Genomic DNA, 21,006 nt, shown 5'->3' on the forward strand with positions numbered 1-21,006 from the left:
GTCATTCCCGCGAAAGCCGGAATCTCGTGTCGAAAGGGTGCTTTTCCCTCCTGAGACCCCGGCTTTCGCCGGGGTGACGTTCAAGAGGCGAGGGCGCGGGCCAATTCGCCCAGGGTAACGACCAGGCTCAGCGCGCGATGCCGCCCGCCGACAGCACGGCGAGCGTCACGAGTTCCGAAGCCGTCGCCGACATGGACGCGATCTGCACCGGCTGATCCATGCCGACCAAGATCGGCCCAATCACCGAATCGCCGCCAAGCTCACGCAGCAATTTCGCCGACAAGTTCGCCGACTGAAGCCCCGGCATGACGAGAATGTTCGCAGGACCCGACAGCCGCATGAACGGATATTTTTCCGCCATAGCCGGGTTGAGCGCCACGTCCGGTGACATTTCGCCTTCATATTCGAAATCGGTCTGGCGCGCGTCGAGCAGGGTCACGGCGTCGCGGACATTATCGAGCCACTTACCTTCCGGATTCCCGAAGTTCGAATAGGAAAGGAACGCGACACGCGGTTCGTGCCCCATGCGGCGGGCGACGGCGGCGGCCTGCACCGCGATATCGGCAAGCTGGGCCGCGGTCGGCCGCTCCGTCACCGTCGTATCGGCCATGAACACCGTGTGGCTCTGCCCGACGAGGATGTGCATGCCAAAGGGCGTGCTGCCCTCCGCCGCGTCGATCACGCGGCGCAGCTGGCTGTAGGTCTGGGCATAGGGACGGGTCACGCCGCTAATCAGCGCATCGCCCGCGCCGAGAGCGAGAAGGGCGGCGGCAAAGACGTTGCGGTCCTGCTTCACGTTCCGCTCGACTTCGCGGGCGAGATAGCCGCGCCGCTGCAGCCGGGCGTAGAGATGGTCGATCATGCGCGGCACGAGCGGCGAATTGCGGCTGTTATGCACTTCGTAGCTTTCAGCGTCCGCAACGCCCATGGCGCGCAGGCGGTCGTGCACGTCGTCACGGCCGACCAGCACCGGAATGCCGTAGCCGCCTTCCTTGAAGGCGACGGCGGCGCGCAGCACCACTTCCTCCTCGCCCTCCGCGAAGATCACGCGGCGCGGATTGGCGCGGGCGGCTTCGTAAGCCAATGTCAGGACCGAGGTGGTGGGATTCATCCGCGCGCGCAGGGAATGGCGATAGGCGGCCATATCCTCGATCGGCTTTTGCGCGACATTGCTGTCCATCGCGGCCTGGGCGACGGCGGCGGGCACCATTTCCATGAGGCGCGGGTCGAAGGGCGCGGGAATGATATAGTCTGGGCCGAAGCTGTGCGCCTTGCCGCCATAGGCCGCCGCCACTTCCTCGGGCACCTGCTGGCGGGCGAGTTCGGCGATGGCATTGGCGGCGGCTATCTTCATTTCATCGTTGATCGTCGTCGCCCGCACGTCGAGCGCGCCACGGAAGATGAAGGGGAAGCCAAGCACATTGTTGACCTGGTTCGGATAATCGGAACGCCCCGTCGCGACGATGGCGTCGGGCCGCGCGGCCTTGGCTTCGGTCGGCAGGATTTCGGGATCCGGATTGGCCATGGCGAAGATGATCGGCTGGGCCGCCATATCCATCACCATGTCGGGCTTGAGCGCGCCAGCGGCGGACAGGCCGAGGAAGATGTCGGCGCCGACGAGCGCCTCCTTCAGCGTCCGCGCGTCCGTCGCGGCGGCATGGGCGGACTTCCACTGATCCATACTGTCGGTGCGGCCTTGATAGATGACGCCGGTGCGGTCGCACATGATGACATTGTCATGCGCCACGCCCATCGCCTTGATGAGTTCGGTGCAGGCGATCGCCGCCGCGCCCGCGCCGTTCACCACGACCTTTACGTTCTTCAAATCGCGGCCGGTGAGGCGGCAGGCGTTGATGATCCCGGCGGCGGTGATGATCGCCGTGCCGTGCTGATCGTCGTGGAAGACCGGAATGTTCATCCGCTCGCGCAAGGCCTGTTCGATGATGAAGCAGGATGGGGCGGCGATGTCTTCGAGGTTGATGCCGCCGAAAGACGGCTCAAGCAGCGCGACCGCATTCACGAACGCGTCGACATCCTCGGTCGCAAGTTCGAGATCGATCGAATCGACGTCGGCGAAGCGTTTGAAGAGGACAGCCTTTCCTTCCATCACCGGCTTCGACGCCAGCGCGCCGAGATTGCCAAGGCCGAGGATCGCCGTGCCGTTGGAGATGACCGCGACCAGATTGCCCTTGGCGGTATAATCATAAGCGCAGGCCGGATTTTCTGCGATGGCGCGCACTGGCACCGCGACGCCGGGCGAGTAAGCGAGGGAGAGGTCGCGCTGCGTCGCCATCGGCTTCGACGCCACGATCTCGATCTTTCCGGGCCGGCCCTTGGAATGGAAATGCAGCGCTTCGGCTTCGGAAAATTTGATGTTGCTATCGCTCATGCGGGGCTCCTCGTTGCAAGCTCACTAGAGCGCAACGCCGGGGAGTTGAACCCCATTGTGCTCCGGCGAAAGCCGGAGCTCAGCGGCACCGGTCGAGCGGCTGGGTTCCGGCCGTAGTTTATCCTGAGCTTCGCCGAAGGGCCGGAACACAATGCACCTTGTCTCAAACTATCGAGCCTTTATCGCTGCTCCCATGGCAACGAAGGCGAAGACGGACAGCGGGCCGACCCCGATGATGGCGCAATATCTGGCGCTGAAGGCCGAGGCGTCCGATTGCCTGCTTTTCTACCGCATGGGCGATTTCTTCGAATTGTTCTTCGATGACGCGAAGGCGGCCGCCCAGTGCCTCGACATTGCATTGACCGCGCGCGGTGAGCATGATGGGGAGCCCGTGCCGATGTGCGGCGTACCCGTCCACGCCGCTGAAGCCTATCTCGCCCGCCTCATCAAGGGCGGCTTCCGCGTCGCCATCGCCGAACAGACCGAAAGCCCCGCCGAAGCCAAGAAGCGCGGTGGCAAGGCCTTGGTATCCCGCGCCATCGTCCGCGTGGTGACGGCGGGCACGCTCACCGAAGAGGCGCTGCTCGACAGCCGCGCCGCCAATTGGCTCGCCGCAGTCGTGAAGGTCGGCGAGCGCTACGGCATTGCCGCCGCCGACGTGTCGACCGGCACGTTCGAGCTGTTCTCGGTAGAGCCCGGCGCGATCGATGCCGAACTCGCGCGTCTTGGCGCGTCGGAAATCGTCGCCCCCGAATGCTACGAGGCACTCGCCGGGCAGGACGTGCGCGAGCGCCGCGGGGGCTTTGACAGCGTCGCGGCCGAACGGCGCCTCAAGGAGCGGTTCGAAGTCGCGACCCTCGACGGCTTCGGCCAGTTCGACCGTGCGGCCCTCTGCGCGGCGGGCGGCCTCCTCGCCTATCTCGACGAAGTCGCACGCGATTCGCTGCCCTTCCTCCGCCCGCCCGCGCCGCGCCTTGCCGATGGGCATATGATGATCGACGCGGCAACGCGCGAAAGCCTGGAGCTTTGCGTGTCACAGGGCGGCACCCGCGCCGGAAGCATGCTCGCCGCCATCGACCGCACGGTGACGGGTGCTGGCGCCCGCCTCCTTGCTGCCGACATCGGAGCGCCCTTGCTCGACCCGGCCCGGATCGGCGAGCGGCTCGATCTTGTCGCCTTGTTCGAAGGCGATGGCGGCCTCCGCGACAGCCTCCGTCGACAGCTGAAAGCCCTCCCCGATATTGGCCGCGCGCTCGGGCGCCTCGTCGCGGGCCGGGGCAGCCCGCGAGATTTGGGGCAACTCCGCGACGGCCTCAGCGAAGCGCGGCGCCTGCACGACAGGCTCGCCGCCCTGCCCGAGGCGCCCGCTCTGCTCACCGCCTTGCTCCCGGCCCTGCGCGGCCATGGCGCGCTCGTCGATCACCTGTCCCGCGCCCTCGTCCCCTCGCCGCCGATCGATACGGCGCAGGGCGGATACATCGCGGAAGGCTATGATCCCGCGCTCGACGCCCTGCGCAGCACCGGCGGGGAAGGGCGCCGCGCCATCGCCTCATTGGAAGCGCGCTACAAGCAGCAGACCGGCATCACCGCATTGAAGATCCGCCACAATGCGGTGCTCGGCTATCATATCGAAGTGCCCGCCCGGCATGGCGATGCGCTGATGGCCGCTGATTCCGGCTTCACCCATCGCCAGACGCTCGCCGGAGTCGTCCGCTTCAATGCGCCCGAACTTCACGATGAAGCGATGCGCGTCGGACAGGCGGGCGCCCATGCGCTTGCCGCCGAAGCCGCGCATCTCGAAGAACTGATCGACGAGGCGCTGAAGCGCGTCCACCCGATTGCCGCCGCCGCCGATGCCCTCGCCCGGCTCGACGTCGCCGCCGCTCTCGCCGAACGCGCCGCGGAAGGGGGCTGGTGCCGTCCGCACTTCGAAGACCGCAATTGCTTCGAGATCGAGGGCGGCCGCCATCCGGTGGTAGAAGAGGCGCTGAAGAGCAGCGGCGCCCGCTTCGTCGCCAATGATTGCGGCCTTTCCGAAGCCTCGCGCCTGTGGCTCGTCACCGGCCCGAACATGGGCGGTAAGTCGACCTTCTTGCGCCAGAATGCGCTGATCGCCGTGCTCGCCCAGGCGGGCTCCTATGTGCCTGCATCGAAGGCGGTGCTCGGGCCAGTCGACCGCCTGTTCAGCCGCGTCGGCGCCTCGGACAATCTCGCGCGCGGGCGTTCGACCTTCATGGTCGAAATGGTCGAAACCGCAGCCATCCTCGCGCAGGCGACGGAGAAGAGCTTCGTCATCCTCGACGAAGTCGGGCGCGGCACGTCCACTTATGACGGCCTCGCCATCGCCTGGGCGGTGGTGGAGGGCATTCACGACCGCAACCAGTGCCGCTGCCTGTTCGCGACCCATTATCACGAATTGACGCGCCTTTCGGAGCGATTGGACGCCCTCTCCCTCCACCATGTCCGGGCTCGCGAGTGGAAGGGTGAGCTCGTCTTCCTCCACGAACTCGCCGACGGCCCCGCCGACCGCAGCTACGGCCTTGCTGTTGCCAAGCTCGCCGGAATGCCGCCGCCCGTCCTCGCCCGCGCCAAGGCGGTGCTGGCGAAGCTTGAAGAGGGAAAGGCAGCCACCGGCGGCATAGCGGCGGGCCTGGACGATCTCCCCCTCTTCGCCGCCACCGCCGCGCAGGAGGAAGAGGCGCCCGATCCGCTCGTCGACATGCTCGCCGGGATCGACGCGGATGCCTTGAGTCCGCGCGATGCGCTCGACCTCATCTATCAGTTGAAGCGGCTGGCGGCAGAGCAAAGCGTGTAAGTGTTCCTGCTTTCGCGGGAACGCACTACATTCCCCTTATGCCGATCCGCGACACAGCGATTCCCAGCCGCCGCTCTATCATCGACCGCCGTTCGCTCGCCGAGCAGCTGGACGCGATCGGCGGCGAGGGCGAAGGGCGGCGGCAGAAGGCCGTTTGTCTCCTGAAAGACGCGCTCGCCGCAGGGCGCGCCGAAATCGCCCGCCGCCTTGCCGATGCGCCTTATGCGGGCACGGAAATCGCTGCGGCCTACGCCTTTCTCACCGACCAGATCCTCCGCCTTGTCCACGACTTCACCGTGGCGCACCTCCACCCGCTCTCCAATCCCACCGATAGCGAGCGGCTGCTGCTGCTCGCTGTCGGCGGCTATGGGCGCGGCGAAATGGCGCTCCATTCGGACGTCGACATCGCCTTCATCACGCCGTGGAAGCCCAATGGCTGGCCGGAGCAGGCGATCGAATCGATGCTCTATCTGCTCTGGGATCTGGGCCTGAAGGTCGGCCATTCGAGCCGCAGCCTCGACGAGACGATCGGCGTCGCGATGAACGACCATACGGTCCGCACCGCGATCCTTGAATCCCGCTATCTCTGGGGCGACGAGCGGCTGCATGACGAAATCACCGCCCGCTTCTGGCGCGAAGTGGTGGGCGACAAAGCGGGCGCATTCGTCAATGAGAAGCTGGAAGAGCGCGACGCCCGCCACCGCAAGCTTGGCGACAGCCGCTATGTCGTCGAACCCAATGTGAAGGACGGCAAGGGCGGTCTTCGCGATCTCCACACCCTCTACTGGATCGGCAAATATGCCTATCGCGTAACGTCGGTGCCGGACCTCGTCGAAAAGGGCCTGCTCACTCCCGAAGAGCTCCGTCTTTTCCAGAAAGCGGAGCGCTTCCTGTGGGCGGTGCGCTGCCATCTCCATATCCTCGCCGGGCGGCCCGAGGAGCGCCTCACCTTCGACGTCCAGCCCGAAATCGCCGCGCGCATGCATTATGCCAATCGCCCGGGGCGTTCGGCGGTCGAGCGGTTCATGCAGCATTATTTTCTCAACGCCAAAGCGGTGGGGGATCTGACCGGCCTCTTCCTCGCGCATCTCGACGAAAAATTCGCGCAGAAGGAGCGTCGCTTCGGCCTGCCCACCTTGCGCCGCCGCCCGCGCAAGCTGGAAGGCTTCGTGCTCGACAAGGGCCGCCTCGCTCTCCCGTCCGACGATTTCCTCGAGCGCGATCCGGTCCGCCTTATCCAGATGTTCGCGCTTGCCGACCGTCACGAACTCGATATCCACCCGCTCGCCATGCGGGCGGCGGCGCGCGACGCGAAGCTGATCGACGCAGCCGTACGCGAGAACAAAATCGCCAACGCCCTCTTCCTGGAAGTCCTCACTTCCCCGCGCGATCCGGAAAAGGTGCTGCGCTGGATGAATGAGGCTGGCGTGTTCGGCCGCTTCGTTCCCGATTTCGGCCGCGTCGTCGCGCAGATGCAGTTCGACATGTATCATCATTATACGGTCGACGAACATTCGATCCGCGCCATCGGCCTCCTCTCCCGCATCGAGAAAGGCGAGCTGAAGGAGGACCACCCCCTTTCCACCGGCCTGTTCAAGCGCATCGCCTCGCGCCGGGCCCTCTATGTCGCCGTCCTCCTCCACGACATCGCCAAGGGCCGGGGCGGCGATCACAGCATCTTGGGCGCCGAAGTCGCGGACCAGCTCTGCCCGCGCCTCGGCCTCGACGAAGCGGAAACGCAGACCGTCGCCTGGCTGGTGCGCTGGCACCTCCTCATGTCCGCAACCGCCTTCAAGCGCGACCTATCCGATCCGGAAACGATCGCTGACTTTGCCGAGCGGGTGAAAAGCCCGGAGCGGCTGCGCCTGCTGCTTCTCCTCACCGTCGTCGACATCCGGGCCGTAGGTCCGGGTGTGTGGAACGGCTGGAAGCGGCAGCTCCTGCGCACCCTGTTCGAAGGCGCCGAAGAATTGCTGCGCCTCGGCCACAAGCAGAAAGGCCGGAGCGAGCGGATCGCGGCGATTCAGGACGATCTTGCCGCCCGCCTCGATTGGGAGGAGAGCCGCTTCGCCCGTCACATGACGCGCCTCGCCGATTCCTATTGGCTCGCCGAACCGGTCGAGGTGCTGGAGTGCAACGCCCGGCTGATGGACGCGGCGGACCGCGTGCCCGACGGCGGCCCCGCGCTTGCGATGAATGAGGAGGAACGCGGCGCGACCCTCGTCACCCTCTATGCCAAGGATCAGCCCGGCCTCTTCTACCGCACCGCCGCCGCGATCAGCATGGCGGGCGGCAACATCATCGACGCACGCATCCACACGACCTTGGACGGCATGGCGCTCGACAATTTCCTCGTTCAGGGCGCGGACGGCGCGCCCTGCTGCGACCGCTATCAGCTCGAACGGTTGGAAAAGGCCGTGCTTGCGGCGGCCAATGGCGAAGAGCCCGAAATGGCCCGGCTCGAAGCGCGCGCATTGCCTTTGCCGCGCGCCAATGCCTTCCCGATCCAGCCCGCCGTCTTCATCGATAATGGCGCGTCGAGCCGCTACACGATCGTCGAGGTGAATGCCCGCGACCGCGCCGCACTGCTGAGCGGCCTCGCGGGCGCGATCCTGCACGCGAAGATGGATATCCACTCTGCCCATATCGCCACTTATGGTGAACGCGCGGTCGACGTCTTCTATCTAACCGACGCCAAGGGCGCGAAGATCGAAAGCCCGGCCAAGCTCAAGACCCTGAAATCGCGCCTCACCTCAGCGGCTGCCGGAATGCGAAAGGTGAAAACGGCGGCCTGATTGGCGGCGGAGCGGTGGTTTGTAAGCGCCCTCGAAATCTTGAATCCAACCTCCGCTAGCCCTGAGCCTGTCGAAGGGCGTGTGAATCGCGCGTTGCCCACGCCCTTCGACAAGCTCAGGGCTAGCAGTTGTGGGGAGGGTGCGGCTGAAGCTTTCAACCCAGAAGAAAAGCCTCCCGCCCGAAGGCGGGAGGCTCTCTTATTTCATAAATGCGTGCCCCGCTCAGAAGCGGCCGCGCACCGTGACGCCGTAGGTCCGCGGTTCGGCGAGATAGCTCGAGAAGAGCTGGTTCGCAGCCGCGAAGGACGGGGCACCGAAGGCCGCGACATGCGCCCGGCTGTTTGCGCCCTGGAACGGCGAGTTGAACGCGACCTGCTGGTAATCTTCGCCAAGCAGGTTCTGCGCCCAAAGTTCGACCGCCCAACGCTCGTCCCGGCCGCGAACGCCGATGCGGGCGTTGACCAGGGCATAGCCATCCTGTTCCTTCTCAGGGAACAGGTCGGAGCCGGTATTATAGTCCGACGTCAGGCGGCTATCGACGTAGACAAGGCCGGTCAGACCCGAATTGCCGAGCTCCGGCGTCCAGGAGAAGGACGTCGTCACCACATGTTCCGGCGCGTTCGAGACATTGTCGCCCGGCAACAGGAACAGGAACGGATCCAGCGGATCTTCGCCCGCGCCGGTCAGGTTGTTCCGATATTTGGTCTGGGCGTAGGTGTAGCCGATATTGACGTTGATATCGCGGTGCGGACGAAGCGAGGCTTCAACCTCGACGCCGCGCGAGCGCACGCCCGGCTTCTTGTCGCCGGTGCAGGCGCCGGTCGCCGCCGAAGCATCGCCATCGCCGCCGCCCAGATCGTCCGAGCAGGATCCGATATTCTGGACGATGAAGACCGATCCGTTGAAAGTGTTCAGCTGGAAGTTGCTGAACTCCTGCCAGAAGCCAGCGACGTTGAGCGTGAAGCCACGGCCCGAATATTTGAAGCCAAGCTCATAGGCATCCACCTTCTCTGCGTCGAAGCGCAGGTCGGTGACATCGTCATTGTCGCGCAGGCCAAGGGTGGGGTTCGCGCCCACCGGACGGGTGCCGAGCGCGGAGCGGTCGAGATTGTAGCCGCCCGCCTTGTAACCCTTCGAATAGCTCGCATAGGTCATCAGATTGTCGGTCGGCTTGAACGAGATGATGCCGGTGCCGGTCAATTCGCCATCGTCAAATTCGTCGGCGAGATCGAGGCCATTGAGGGATGGCGATGAATTGCCCTGACAAGTCAAGGTTATGATGCCCCCCACAACCTGCTGGAGCTGCGCGCGAGCGGCAGCGGCCAAGAGCGGATCGGTGGAAATATCTTGCAGGACCGGCAAGAGCGCCGCTTGCTGCGCCGGGCAGGCGGCATTGTCGTTGTTGAAGTCCGCAGAGAACTTCTTGTTCTCGTTGGTGTAGCGCAGGCCGAGCGTCAGGCTGAGCTGATCGGTGATGTTGAAGATGTTGTGCGTGAAGAAGGCGTAGTTCGTGCTGTCCTGATAATAATTGGCACGAATGTCGCCCGCATCGCTGATGTCGCTCAGGCGATCGAGACCGGCAAGGATCGTACCCGCGCGGGCCAGGCCGGTTGCGCCACCGCCGGCAAGGCCGACCAGCTGGCCGGTCAGCGCTTGGCGGAAGTTGACCGGAAGGCCGGGCACCGGCGCCGTGCTGACGCAGCCCGGATCGTTGATGCCGATGAGAAGCGGATTGTTGAGCCCCGCGACCACGCGGCACGATGCGAACGTGCCATAATCCGTGCCGAAGCGGGTATTGTCCGCGACGTGCAAATCTTCCTTGGCGTAATAAGCGCCGACCAGCCAGTCGAGGCGGTCTTCGAACGCGGAGCCCTGAAGACGAAGCTCTTGGCTGAACGTCTCGAACTTCCGGAAGTTGTTTCCATCATCGGGTCTGTAGGCGATGTCGGCGCGGCCATAATCGACGTCGGCTGCGCCCCCGGCCTTATAGCCGCGATAGGCGGTGATAGAGGTCAGGGTGCCGAAACCCGCATCCCAATCGATCTGGCCGGAAATGCCGTAATCTTCCGTTTCGTTGCGATAGGTCCGGCCCGGGCTGATCGATACGTTGCGGCGATAGGGATTCTGATCGTAGGCGTTCGGGCCGTTGGGGAAGGTTTCGCCCAGCGCCTGAAGAATGTTCACGATCGGATTGGCGGCCGAATAGGCATAGTCGCCCGGAGCGCCCGGCGTCGGATCGAACGTCTGGCGCGTCTCGATATAGACGGCGCCGCAGCAGCTTTCGTCGCGCTTCGAATAATCGCCGATCAGGCGGACTTCGAGGTCATTCCCGGGTTCATAAAGCAGCTGGCCGCGCACGAAATAGCGGTCGCGATCATTGACGCGGCTTTCGGTGCCCTCGGCGGGATCTTCCACGCGATAATAGCCGTCACGCGTCACATAGACGCCGTCGAGCCTGTAGCCGAGGCCGCTGTCGCCGATCGGGCCGGTGATACCGCCGCCAAGGCGCAGCAGGTCATAATTGCCGAGCGTCGCCTCGCCATAGCCTTCCATCTGGTTGAGGTTCGGCTTTTTTGAGACGATGTTGAGGATGCCGGCCGATGCGTTGCGGCCGAAGAGGGTGCCCTGCGGACCGCGCAACACTTCGACGCGGTCGATTTCGCCGAGTTCGTTGAGGCCGATGCCGGTGCGCGAGCGATAGACGCCGTCGATGAACACCGCGACCGAGCTTTCAAGGCCGGGATTGTCGCCGACCGTGCCGATGCCGCGGATACGCGCGGAGCCATTCGACTCCGAACCGGTCGAAGAAACGAGGAGCGAGGGCGCGAGCTGATTGAGCGCGCGAATGTCGGTGGCACCCGAATTTTGGAGCGCTGCGGCATCGACGACGTTCACCGCGAGCGGCACATCCTGCAGAATCTGCTCGCGCCCTTGCGCGGTGACGATGATGTCGGCGTTCATGTCGAGATCCTGATCCTGCTGAACCGCCGCTGCTTCGGTAGCGGTGTTGTCCGCAGTCTCGCTCGTATTATCCTGCGCGAAGGCCGGCGTGGAAATCGCAAGCGCGCCAGCCGACAGCAACCAGATGGATTTCGTCATTCCCCTCTCCAATTCTTATTGGTTCAACCTTATGGGCCGAGCGTATCGGAAAGGTTGGGGGGCAGCTAGCGGGAAAATGGCGGATTCCCGCGCGTATCGGCAACGTCATTGCAAAATCGCAACAAGCCGGTTTCAAATAAAAACTGTGCAGATAAACGCCGCGTCGCTTGACCCTACGGCAAGCTCAATTCTCCACTGTTGCGACGCAGCAAATAATTTCGCGAGTGCAGCATATCCGCAGCGATATTACTGCGGATATGCTGTTTCGAACTGAGCTATTATTTGGGCGCAAGCACCATCAGCATCTGGCGGCCTTCCATGCGCGGATGCTGTTCGACCTTCGCGGTTTCCACGGTGTCGGCCTGAACGCGTTGGAGAAGCTGCATGCCGAGCTGCCCGTGGGCGAGTTCGCGGCCGCGGAAGCGCAGGGTGACCTTCACCTTGTCGCCTTCGCCGATGAATTTGTGGATCGCCTTCATCTTCACGTCATAATCGTGATCGTCGATGTTCGGACGCATTTTGATCTCCTTGATCTCCTGCGTCCTCTGCGATTTACGCGCGAGGTTCGCCTTCTTCTGCGCCTCGTACTTATATTTGCCTACGTCCAGGAACTTGGCCACGGGCGGATCGGCGTTCGGCGACACTTCGACAAGGTCGAGACCGACCTCGGCTGCCTGCTCGATCGCTTCGCGGGTGAACATCACCCCCAGATTTTCGCCTTCTTCATCGATCACCCGCACCTTGGGCGACTGAATGAATTCGTTATAACGAGGGCCGTTCATGGGCGGCGCCATCGGGCGCCGGTTCAGAGGGGGACGTATAGCTCAATCTCCTTCGAGCCTGTTGAAGGCCGCTTATCTAGTGATTTGCGCGGCGAAAGGGAAGACGGGACAGGCGGCCCGCTTCCATTTCACGCCGCAATGTTGCCGCACGGTCGCGGGTTTCCCTCGTTCGTCATGCTGAACTTGTTTCAGCATCCATCCTGCGGGCAGGCAGACTGTCTCCGGCATGGACCCTGAAACAAGTTCAGGGTGACGAAATGGGCTTAGCGCAGATCCGGCGGTGTTGCTTCGTCCTTGAGCATGGCGATGAGGTCTTCCACCTTTACCACTTGCTGCCCTTCCTGGCCAAGGCGGCGGACGGCTACGGTGCCTTCTTCTGCCTCGCGCTTGCCGACGACGAGCAGGGCCGGAACCTTGGCGAGGCTATGTTCGCGGACCTTGTAGTTGATCTTCTCGTTGCGCGTGTCGGTTTCAACGCGCAGGCCTGCGGCGGCGAGCGTGGCGCGCACCTCTTCGGCATAGCCGTCCGCATCCGACACGATCGTCGCGACCACCGCTTGTACTGGCGCGAGCCACAGTGGGAAGCGGCCGGCATGATGCTCGATCAAAATGCCAATGAAGCGCTCGAACGTGCCCAGGATCGCGCGGTGAAGCATGATCGGGCGGTGGCGCTGGCCATCCTCGCCGACATAGCTTGCGTCGAGGCGTTCGGGCAGCACCGTGTCGGTCTGCAGCGTGCCGCACTGCCAGGTCCGGCCGATCGCATCGGTCAGGTGGAATTCGAGCTTCGGTGCATAGAAAGCACCTTCGCCCTCTAGTTCCTCCCAGCCGAATTCGGGAGTTGCACGGCCCGTCGCGGCGACGGCATCGCGCAAGGATTGCTCGGCCCAATCCCACATTTCGTCGGAGCCGAAGCGCTTTTCCGGGCGCAGCGCCAGCTTGATCGCGTAATTTTCGAAACCGAGATCCTTGTAGATCCCGTCAAGCAGATCGCAGAAAATCCGCACTTCCTCGACCAACTGGTCCGCGCGGCAGAAAATGTGCGCGTCGTCCTGCGTGAACTGGCGTACGCGCATGATGCCGTGCAGCGCGCCATGCGGCTCGTTGCGGTGACAGCAGCCGAATTCCGCAAGGCGCATCGGCAGGTCGCGATAGGAGGTGATGCCCTGGCGGAACACCTGGACGTGTGCCGGACAGTTCATCGGCTTCAGCGCCATCCAGGCGGCGTCGCCGCTAATGACCGGTCCTTGCTCTTCCGTATTCGGCACTTCGTCCGGCACCACGAACATATTCTCGCGATATTTGCCCCAGTGCCCGGACTGCTCCCACAGCCGCGCGTCCATCAGCTGCGGCGTCTTGATCTCCTGATAGCCGGCCGCGTCCAGTTTGCGCCGCATATAGGCTTCAAGCTGGCGCCAGATCATCCAGCCTTTCGGATGCCAGAAGACGCTGCCATGCGCTTCCTGCTGGAGGTGGAAGAGGTCCATCTCCTGCCCGATCTTGCGATGATCGCGCTTGGCCGCTTCCTCAAGCCGCGTCAGATGCTCCTGCAGCTGCTTCTTGTTGAGCCAGCCGGTGCCGTAGATGCGCGAAAGCATCGCATTCTTCTGGTCGCCCCGCCAATAAGCGCCGGACACGCGGGTGAGCTTGAACGCCTGCGGGTCGAGCTTGCCGGTCGAAGCCAGATGCGGCCCACGGCACATATCGAGCCAGTCGCCCGCGCGGTAGACGGTCAGTTCCTCGCCCTCGGGAAGCTCGGCCGCCCACTCCCCCTTGAACGTCTCGCCCTGCGCTTTGAAATAGGCAATGAGATCGTCGCGCGTCCAAACCTCGCGTACCAATGGCGCGTCCTTGGCGATGACGCGGCGCATCTCCTCCTCGATCGCGGGGAGATCCTCTTCGGTGAACGGCCGGTCCTTCGGCGCGAAATCGTAATAGAAGCCGTCGTCCGTCGCCGGACCGAAAGTGATCTGCGTGCCGGGGAAGAGGTTCTGCACCGCTTCGGCCAGCACGTGGGCGTAATCGTGCCGCGCTAAATCCAGCGCGTCCGCCTCGTCCCGGCTCGTGACGAGCGCAAGCTGCGCGTCGCCTTCGAACGGCCGGCCGATGTCGCGAAGCTCGCCATTCACCCGTGCCGCGATCGCCGCCTTGGCGAGCCCCGGCCCGATCGCCGCCGCCACGTCGCCCGGAGTGGTGCCGGGCGCCACTTCGCGCACGGAACCGTCGGGAAGGGCGATCTTGAACATTTCGGACATGGGAAACCTGCGCTCCGGCAATAAAATCAGCGTTCCGCCATATAAGGGGACTTCAACCTGTCAAGCCAAGGCCTCCCCGCTTAACCTTCGCCTTTTCGTCCTTCGATCCGGCACCGAAGTATCCCCAATCAGGACGAGCGGAGTTGGGAGTGGCCTTTGGATCAGCCTACCGCGCTTGCGCCGCTGCCTATCCAGCATCCTTTAGCTTGACCTCGCGCCCGCAATGGCTTTGTTGACCCCAACAACAAGCGAGGGGCTGCCTGGTGGCGAAGCGTTTAACTTATTTCATCTTGGCTGGCTTGGTGCTCGGCATCATCGTCGGTTGGGCGATCAACGCCGGGGTCGGCAGCGACACGCCGGAAAGCCAGGCGCTGCTGACGGATATCGCCGGCTATTTCTCCATCGTCACGACGCTGTTCCTGCGCCTCATCAAAATGATCATCGCGCCTTTGGTCTTCGCGACCCTGGTGTCGGGCATCGCTCATATGGGCGACACGGCGGCTCTCGGGCGCGTCGGCTTCCGCTCGGTCGCATGGTTCATCTGCGCAAGTCTTGTTTCGCTGACCCTCGGCCTCATCCTCGTCAACCTGCTCCAGCCCGGTGTCGGTCTCAACTTCCCGATCCCCGACGCGACCGCGGCGAGCGGCGTTGAAAAGGCCGCCTTCAATTTGAAGGATTTCATCACCCACCTTGTCCCGGCTTCGATGATCGCGGCGATGGCGGACAATGAAATCCTGCAGATCGTCGTCTTCTCGATCTTCGTCGGCGTCGCGCTGACCGCTGTCGGCGAAAAGGCCGCGCCGCTCGTCAAGGCGGTCGAGGCGCTCGTCCACGTCATGCTGCAGATCACCGATTATGTGATGCGCGTGGCGCCGATCGCGGTGTTTGCCGCCGTCGCGGGCACGATCGCCGAGCGCGGTCCGGCGATCCTTGGCACCTTCGGCTATTTCATGGGCAGCTTCTATGTTGGCCTCGTGCTCCTCTGGGTGTTGCTCATTGCCGTCTGCTTCCTGATCGTCGGCCCGCGCACGAAACTGCTCGTCCGCTATATTCGCGATCCGCTGATCCTCGCTTTCTCGACGGCCTCCTCGGAGGCAGCCTATCCGCGCACGCTCGAAGCTTTGGACAAGTTCGGCGTGCCGCCGCGCATCGCGAGCTTCGTGCTGCCACTCGGCTATTCGTTCAACCTCGATGGCTCGATGATGTACATGACCTTCGCGACGATCTTCATCGCGCAGGCTTATGGCATCGATCTGACTTTGGGACAGGAGATCACCATGCTCCTCGTCCTCATGGTGACGTCGAAGGGGATTGCGGGCGTGCCACGCGCCAGCCTCGTCATCATCGCGGCGACGCTGGCTTTTTTCGACATTCCGGAAGCAGGCCTGCTCCTCATCATCGCGGTTGACCATTTCCTCGACATGGGCCGCTCGGCGACCAACGTCGTCGGCAACGCGGTGGCGAGCGCGGTCGTGGCGAAGTGGGAAGGCCATCTCGACCCAATCGAACCGTCCGAGATCGTGCCGCCCAAGGCGCCCTCGCACATGCCGCCGCCGGCCGGGGATGAAAGTTTTCGCTGATGCCGGAATTGAAGTTCCTCGACCGCGACGGTCGGCGCCTCGCTTACCGGTTCCGCGAAGGAGACGGCCCCGCCATCATCTTCCTGCCCGGCTACATGTCGGACATGGATGGGACGAAGGCCCTCGCGCTCGATGCCTGGGCGGAGGCGCAGGGCCGCGCGATGCTGCGCTTCGACTATGGCGGCTGCGGGCAGAGCGAAGGCGCGTTCGAGGATCAGGCGCTGTCGGACTGGTGGGATGACACCCTGCATGTAATCGACACGGTCGTGCGCGGCCCATGTGTCATAGTGGGATCGTCGATGGGCGGCTGGCTGATGCTGCTCACCGCGCTCGCTCGCTCGACCCAAGTGAAGGGCCTCGTCGGCATCGCGGCCGCCCCCGATTTTACGAGCTGGGGTTTTAGCGATTCTGAAAAGGCGACGATCCGCGGCATGGGGCGCCTGGAAGAAGCCTCGCCTCATGGCGACCAGCCCTACGTCACCACCCGCACCTTCTGGGAGAGCGGTGAAAAGTTGAAGCTGCTCGAAGGGCCGATCGACATTCGATGCCCGGTGCGGCTGCTCCACGGCCTCAATGACGATGATGTGCCTTTCGCCATATCTCTCAACATCATGGACCGCGTGCGTTCATCGGACGTGCAGGCGACATTGATCAAGGACGGCGATCATCGCCTGTCGCGGGATTCGGATATCGCGCTGTTGATCCGGACGGTTGGCGGGCTGCTGGAGGCCCTGTGATCCTTTCCCTGCTTTTGGCTGCCGCCCAGTCCGCTGCCGCGCCCGCCCTCGTCGCCCCGCCGGAGGATCCGGCCTACAAAAATTGCATCGCGAAGGTGCAGACCGCGCCCGAACAGGCGGTGGAGCATGCAAGCGACTGGCGCGTCCAGGGCGGCGGCCTCGCCGCCCGCCAATGCCTCGGCCTTGCTTATGTCGCGCTCGAACGCTGGCAGGACGCCGCGCTCGCTTACGAGCAGGGTGCGCGCGATGCGGCGGCGATGAAGAATCCGGCAGCGGCTGATTTCTGGGCGCAGTCCGGCAATGCCTGGCTCGCCATGAACGATGCCGCCCGCGCCAAGACCGCCTTCGACGCGGCGCTGACAGTGGAAGGCACCGTGCCCGCGCTTCGCGGCGAAATCCATCTCGACCGCGCGCGTGCCGACGTCGCCCGCGGCGATCTCGTCGCGGCGCGCGTTGACGTCGATCAGGCGCTCACCCTCGTCGCGGAAGACCCCTTCGCCTGGTACCTCTCCGCAGCCCTCGCCGACCGGCAGAATGACGCGGTCCGCGCCGCCAGCGACATCGCCAAGGCCGTGGAACTCGCCCCCGACGATGCCGACGTCCTCCTCCAGGCCGGAACGATCGCCGGCAAGGCGGGCAAGGAAGATGAAGCCCGCGCTTATTACGAACGCGCCGCCAAGGCCGATCCGAACGGCCCGGCCGGACGCGCGGCGGCAGCGGCTCTGGGCGGTCCCGGAGAGGAGTGAACCGTTCGCCCTGAGTAGCCGCTGATCCTGAGCCTGTCGAAGGATCGAAGCGGCGTATCGAAGGGTTCTGTGCAGGCGCTTCGATACGGGTCTTCGGCTTCGCTCAGCCCCTACTCAGCACGAACGGTCCGGCTGGAATAGTTGGGATTCGCCTCCCATATGGCGGCCACGCCAGCGAAGAAGGGAAAGTCCGTGAAATATCTCCACACGATGATCCGCGTGTCCGATCCCAAGGAGACGATCCGCTTTCTCGAACTCGTCGGCCTCAAGGAAGTCCGCCGGATGGAGAATGAGAAGGCGCGCTATACGCTGATCTTCCTCTCCGCGCCGGGCGATGAAGGGGCGGAGGTCGAGCTCACCCACAATTGGGACGAAAAAGGCTATGATGGCGGCCGCAATTTCGGCCACCTCGCCTATCGCGTCGAGAACATCTACGCGGTCTGCCAGCGGCTGATGGACGCGGGCTATACGATCAACCGCCCGCCACGCGACGGCCACATGGCCTTCGTTCGGACGCCCGACAATATCTCCATCGAACTCCTCCAGGACGGCTATCTGGAACCCGCCGAACCTTGGGCGTCGATGCCGAACACCGGCACATGGTAGACATCGCCCGCATCCCCGTCCTCAGCGACAATTATATCTGGCTGATGCACGATGCGGGATCGGGCGAGACGGTGGTGGTTGACCCCGCCGTCGCCGATCCGGTGCTGGCGGAAGCGGCGGCGCGCGGCTGGCACATCACCCAGATCTGGAACACGCACTGGCACCCGGATCACACCGGCGGTAATGAAGCGATCAAGGCTACGACCGGCTGCACGATCACCGGTCCCGCCGCCGAAGCGCACCGCATCCCGACGCTGGATGTGCTGGTGAAGGAGGGCGATCGGGTCGCGATTGGAGGGGTCACGGCTGACGTGCTCGACGTGCCCGCGCACACCGCCGGACACATTGCCTATCACCTCCCCTCGGAGAAGGCCGCCTTCGTCGGCGACACGCTCTTCGCCATGGGCTGCGGGCGGTTGTTCGAGGGAACAGCGGAGCAGATGCACGCCAATATGCAGCGCCTCGCCGCTTTGCCCGAAGACACGTCCATCTATTGCGCGCACGAATATACGCTGTCCAACGGGCGGTTCGCGCTCAGCGTGGACCCGGGCAATACCGCCCTTGTTGAGCGTATGAAGGCTGTAGAAAATGCCCGTGCGCGCGGAGAAGCGACGGTGCCGACGACAATCGCCCTGGAGCGGGCTACCAACCCGTTCATGCGGGCTTCTTCGGCGGAAGAGCTTGCGCAGCGGCGTCAGGCCAAGGATAATTACGCCGGATAGACAAGGGAGAAGAACGATGCGCCTGCTGACCGTCCCCGCACTCCTCCTCGGCCTTGGTGCCTGCGCCCAGACGCCCCCGACCGATCCCGATGCCCCGCCCGGCCCGGAACTCGCCGCCGCCATCAGCGGCCACACGCCCGGCAAGCCCGCCAGCTGTGTGCTCCAGCGCGACCTGCGCGGCAATCGATCGGTCGATAATGGCGCCGCGATCATCTTCGACGGGCCCGGCAATCTCATTTACGTCAACCGCGCTCCGGGCGGCTGCCCCTCGCTGCGTTTCGGGCGAACCCTGGTCACGAAGACGACCACCGGCTCGCTGTGCCGGGGCGATATCGTCGACATTGTCGATCTATCCACCCGCGCTCATTACGGCAGCTGCAGCCTCGGCGATTTCGAACCGTATCGGAAGGTGGAGCAATAAACCGATGCGTCACCCCGGCGGAAGCCGGGGTCTCCTGCCAGGCAAGGCGCCTTGCTGTCCCGAGATCCCGGCTTCCGCCGGGATGACGGTGCGGGGTTGGAGTGCATCGTCACATCGCAGCCACGCCCCCCGCTCCCGCTAGTCCTGAGCCTGTCGAAGGACGTTCCAGCGCGTTCCGGCTACGATTATAGATCAGCGCTTGTACAAAGCGTCCAGCCGCGCGCCGTACACATCCTTCACCACGTGACGCCGCACTTTAAGCGATGGCGTCATCTGCTCGTTCGCCGTAGTGAACGGCTCATCGGCAATGATGAAGCTGCGCACCTTTTCGATCACCGAAAGCTCAGCGCTCACCCGATTGACCGCCGCGCCCACCGCCTTCACGAAATCGGGATCGCTCTTCAGCACCGACAGGTCGCTCGCCTTGCCATTGGCCTTCGCCCATTCCGCCATCCACTCGGCTTCGGGCACCATCAGGCCGACCAGATAGGGGTGACGGTCCCCCACCACCATCGCCTGCGCGATTTCGGGCTGCAGGGTCAGCATGCCTTCCACACGCTGCGGCGCGACATTATCGCCCTTGTCGAGGACGATGATGTCCTTCTTGCGATCGGTGATGACGATGCGGCCCTTGTCGTCGATATGGCCGACATCGCCCGTATGCAGCCAGCCGTCGACGATCGTCGCGGCGGTATGCGACTCATTGCGCCAATAGCCCTTCATGACGAGCTCCCCCTTCACCAGGATTTCGCCATCCTCGGCGATCCTGACTTGGGTATTTTTGAGCGGCGGGCCCACCGTATCCATCTTGAGGCCGAATTTCGGGCGATTGGCGCTGATCACCGGCCCGGCCTCGGTCTGGCCATAGCCCTGAAGCAAAGTGAGGCCGATCGAATGGAAGAAGATGCCGACGTCCGGATTCAAGGGCGCGCCGCCTGAAATCATCGCCTTCATCCGCCCGCCGAATTTGGCGAAGATCTTGGGCCGGAACGTCTTGTCGAGGATGAAATCCATCGGCCGGTCTTTGAGCGGCACACTTCCCGCATAATCCTTGGCGCCGATCTCCAGCGCGCGCTTCAATAGATATTGCGTGGCTTTCCCCTGCTTCTCGATATTTTTCAGGATGCGGGTGCGCAGCACTTCGAACAAGCGTGGCAGCACCATCATGATGGTGGGCCGCACTTCCTCGATATTGGCCGCGAGCTTCTCGAGGCTCTCGGCATAGTAAATCTGCCCGCCAAGGCTCGTCGGGAACATCTGCCCGCCGCTATGCTCATAAGCATGGCTGGCGGGGAGAAAGGAGAGGAACACCTCGTCGTCCCAGCCGAAATCCTCGGAAATGACAGCTGCCGCGCCCTCGCAATTGTGGAGGATCGCGCCGTGATGCTGCATCACCCCGCGCGGCGCGCCGCCCGTGCCGGACGTATAGATGATGCAGGCAAGGTCGTCGCGGGCGATCACTTTGGCTTCCTCCGCGCAAGCCGCGACATCATTGCTCCCCGCGTCGATCAGCGCATCCCAATCGTGGAAGCGCAGGTTGGATGCCTGGTTGCGGATCGGCTCCATGCCGATGATATGCTCGCAGCCCGAACGGACGGCGGCGGGAAGCAGGGTCTTGGCGAGCTTCTCGCTCGACACGAAGATCGCCCGCGCGCCGCTATCGTCGATGATATGCTGGTGATCGCGCGTCGTATTGGTGATGTAGGTGGGAACCGAAACGCAGCCCGCCGCCATGATCGCCAGGTCCGCGATCAGCCATTCGGGCCGGTTTTCCGAAACAATCATCACCCGGTCGCCGCGCTGAAGGCCGAGCTTCCTGAGGCTCGACGCGAGCGCCGTGACGCGGGCCGCGGCCTCCGCCCAGGTCGTCGTCTGCCACGTCCCGTTCTTCTTCGCCCAAAGGTAGGGCGCATCGCCTTTCTCGCTGGCGCGCGTGAAGAACATGGTGACGAGATTGTTGAAATGTTCGAGTTGCCGCATCGCTCTCCCCAGCGCGGTTTGACCGCGTCTGCTGCTCTAGTCCTAAGCGAACGATGTGAGGGAGCAAGCCCCTATGACG

13 protein-coding genes are annotated in these 21,006 nt (G+C 64.0%); 8 read left to right on the forward strand and 5 right to left on the reverse strand.

From position 1 onward, the window contains the following. Positions 1-127 precede the first annotated feature (127 nt). A complete protein-coding gene (locus C7I56_RS10165) occupies positions 128-2,389 on the reverse strand; it encodes an NADP-dependent malic enzyme (RefSeq protein ID WP_106640485.1) in 2,262 nt (753 codons plus the stop codon). Between the two features lie 193 nt (positions 2,390-2,582). On the opposite strand from C7I56_RS10165, the gene mutS reads away from it, so the two are divergent. Both mutS and C7I56_RS10175 read left to right on the forward strand, forming a co-directional pair. Further along, on the forward strand, positions 2,583-5,204 hold the full coding sequence (mutS, locus tag C7I56_RS10170; protein WP_245409674.1) for a DNA mismatch repair protein MutS: 2,622 nt from the start codon (positions 2,583-2,585) through the stop codon (positions 5,202-5,204). 38 nt (positions 5,205-5,242) lie between these two features. After that, positions 5,243-7,999 (forward strand): [protein-PII] uridylyltransferase, encoded by a 2,757-nt coding sequence (locus tag C7I56_RS10175; RefSeq protein ID WP_106640486.1) that lies wholly within the window; start codon positions 5,243-5,245, stop codon positions 7,997-7,999. A 222-nt stretch (positions 8,000-8,221) separates the two neighbouring features. Here the strand turns inward: C7I56_RS10175 and C7I56_RS10180 are convergent, their stop codons facing one another. The 3 genes from C7I56_RS10180 to thrS form a co-directional block, all read right to left on the reverse strand. Beyond that, positions 8,222-11,098 carry a TonB-dependent receptor gene (locus tag C7I56_RS10180; RefSeq protein WP_106640487.1) on the reverse strand — a complete coding sequence of 959 codons (2,877 nt, stop codon included), beginning with the start codon at positions 11,096-11,098 and terminating at the stop codon, positions 8,222-8,224. Between the two features lie 278 nt (positions 11,099-11,376). Then, on the reverse strand, positions 11,377-11,880 hold the full coding sequence (gene infC, locus C7I56_RS10185) for a translation initiation factor IF-3 (protein WP_245409675.1): 504 nt from the start codon (positions 11,878-11,880) through the stop codon (positions 11,377-11,379). Positions 11,881-12,143: 263 nt separating this feature from the next. Further along, positions 12,144-14,135 carry a threonine--tRNA ligase gene (thrS, locus tag C7I56_RS10190; protein WP_106640489.1) on the reverse strand — a complete coding sequence of 664 codons (1,992 nt, stop codon included), beginning with the start codon at positions 14,133-14,135 and terminating at the stop codon, positions 12,144-12,146. Positions 14,136-14,398: 263 nt separating this feature from the next. Here thrS and C7I56_RS10195 point away from each other — a divergent pair, with 263 nt between their 5' ends. The 6 genes from C7I56_RS10195 (at position 14,399) to C7I56_RS10220 (ending at position 18,947) form a co-directional block, all read left to right on the forward strand. After that, complete coding sequence (locus tag C7I56_RS10195) at positions 14,399-15,715, forward strand: dicarboxylate/amino acid:cation symporter (protein ID WP_106640490.1); 1,317 nt, start codon at positions 14,399-14,401, stop codon at positions 15,713-15,715. Continuing rightward, positions 15,715-16,452 carry an alpha/beta fold hydrolase gene (locus C7I56_RS10200; RefSeq protein ID WP_106640491.1) on the forward strand — a complete coding sequence of 246 codons (738 nt, stop codon included), beginning with the start codon at positions 15,715-15,717 and terminating at the stop codon, positions 16,450-16,452. Before C7I56_RS10195 ends, C7I56_RS10200 begins: the two co-directional genes overlap by 1 nt. After that, on the forward strand, positions 16,449-17,198 hold the full coding sequence (locus tag C7I56_RS10205) for a tetratricopeptide repeat protein (RefSeq protein ID WP_106640492.1): 750 nt from the start codon (positions 16,449-16,451) through the stop codon (positions 17,196-17,198). Before C7I56_RS10200 ends, C7I56_RS10205 begins: the two co-directional genes overlap by 4 nt. A gap of 192 nt (positions 17,199-17,390) precedes the next feature. Then, a complete protein-coding gene (locus C7I56_RS10210; RefSeq protein WP_106640707.1) occupies positions 17,391-17,804 on the forward strand; it encodes a VOC family protein in 414 nt (137 codons plus the stop codon). Beyond that, positions 17,798-18,526: a hydroxyacylglutathione hydrolase gene (gene gloB, locus C7I56_RS10215; RefSeq protein WP_106640493.1), complete on the forward strand. Its 729-nt coding sequence runs from the start codon at positions 17,798-17,800 to the stop codon at positions 18,524-18,526. Before C7I56_RS10210 ends, gloB begins: the two co-directional genes overlap by 7 nt. Positions 18,527-18,542: 16 nt before the next feature. Further along, positions 18,543-18,947 (forward strand): hypothetical protein, encoded by a 405-nt coding sequence (locus C7I56_RS10220; RefSeq protein ID WP_106640494.1) that lies wholly within the window; start codon positions 18,543-18,545, stop codon positions 18,945-18,947. Between the two features lie 192 nt (positions 18,948-19,139). Here the strand turns inward: C7I56_RS10220 and C7I56_RS10225 are convergent, their stop codons facing one another. Further along, positions 19,140-20,927, reverse strand: coding sequence for an AMP-dependent synthetase/ligase (locus C7I56_RS10225; RefSeq protein WP_106640495.1), 1,788 nt, complete (start codon positions 20,925-20,927; stop codon positions 19,140-19,142). Between the last annotated feature and the right edge of the window lie 79 nt (positions 20,928-21,006).

This window comes from Allosphingosinicella vermicomposti, assembly GCF_003012815.1.
Classification (GTDB): Bacteria; Pseudomonadota; Alphaproteobacteria; order Sphingomonadales; family Sphingomonadaceae; genus Allosphingosinicella; species Allosphingosinicella vermicomposti.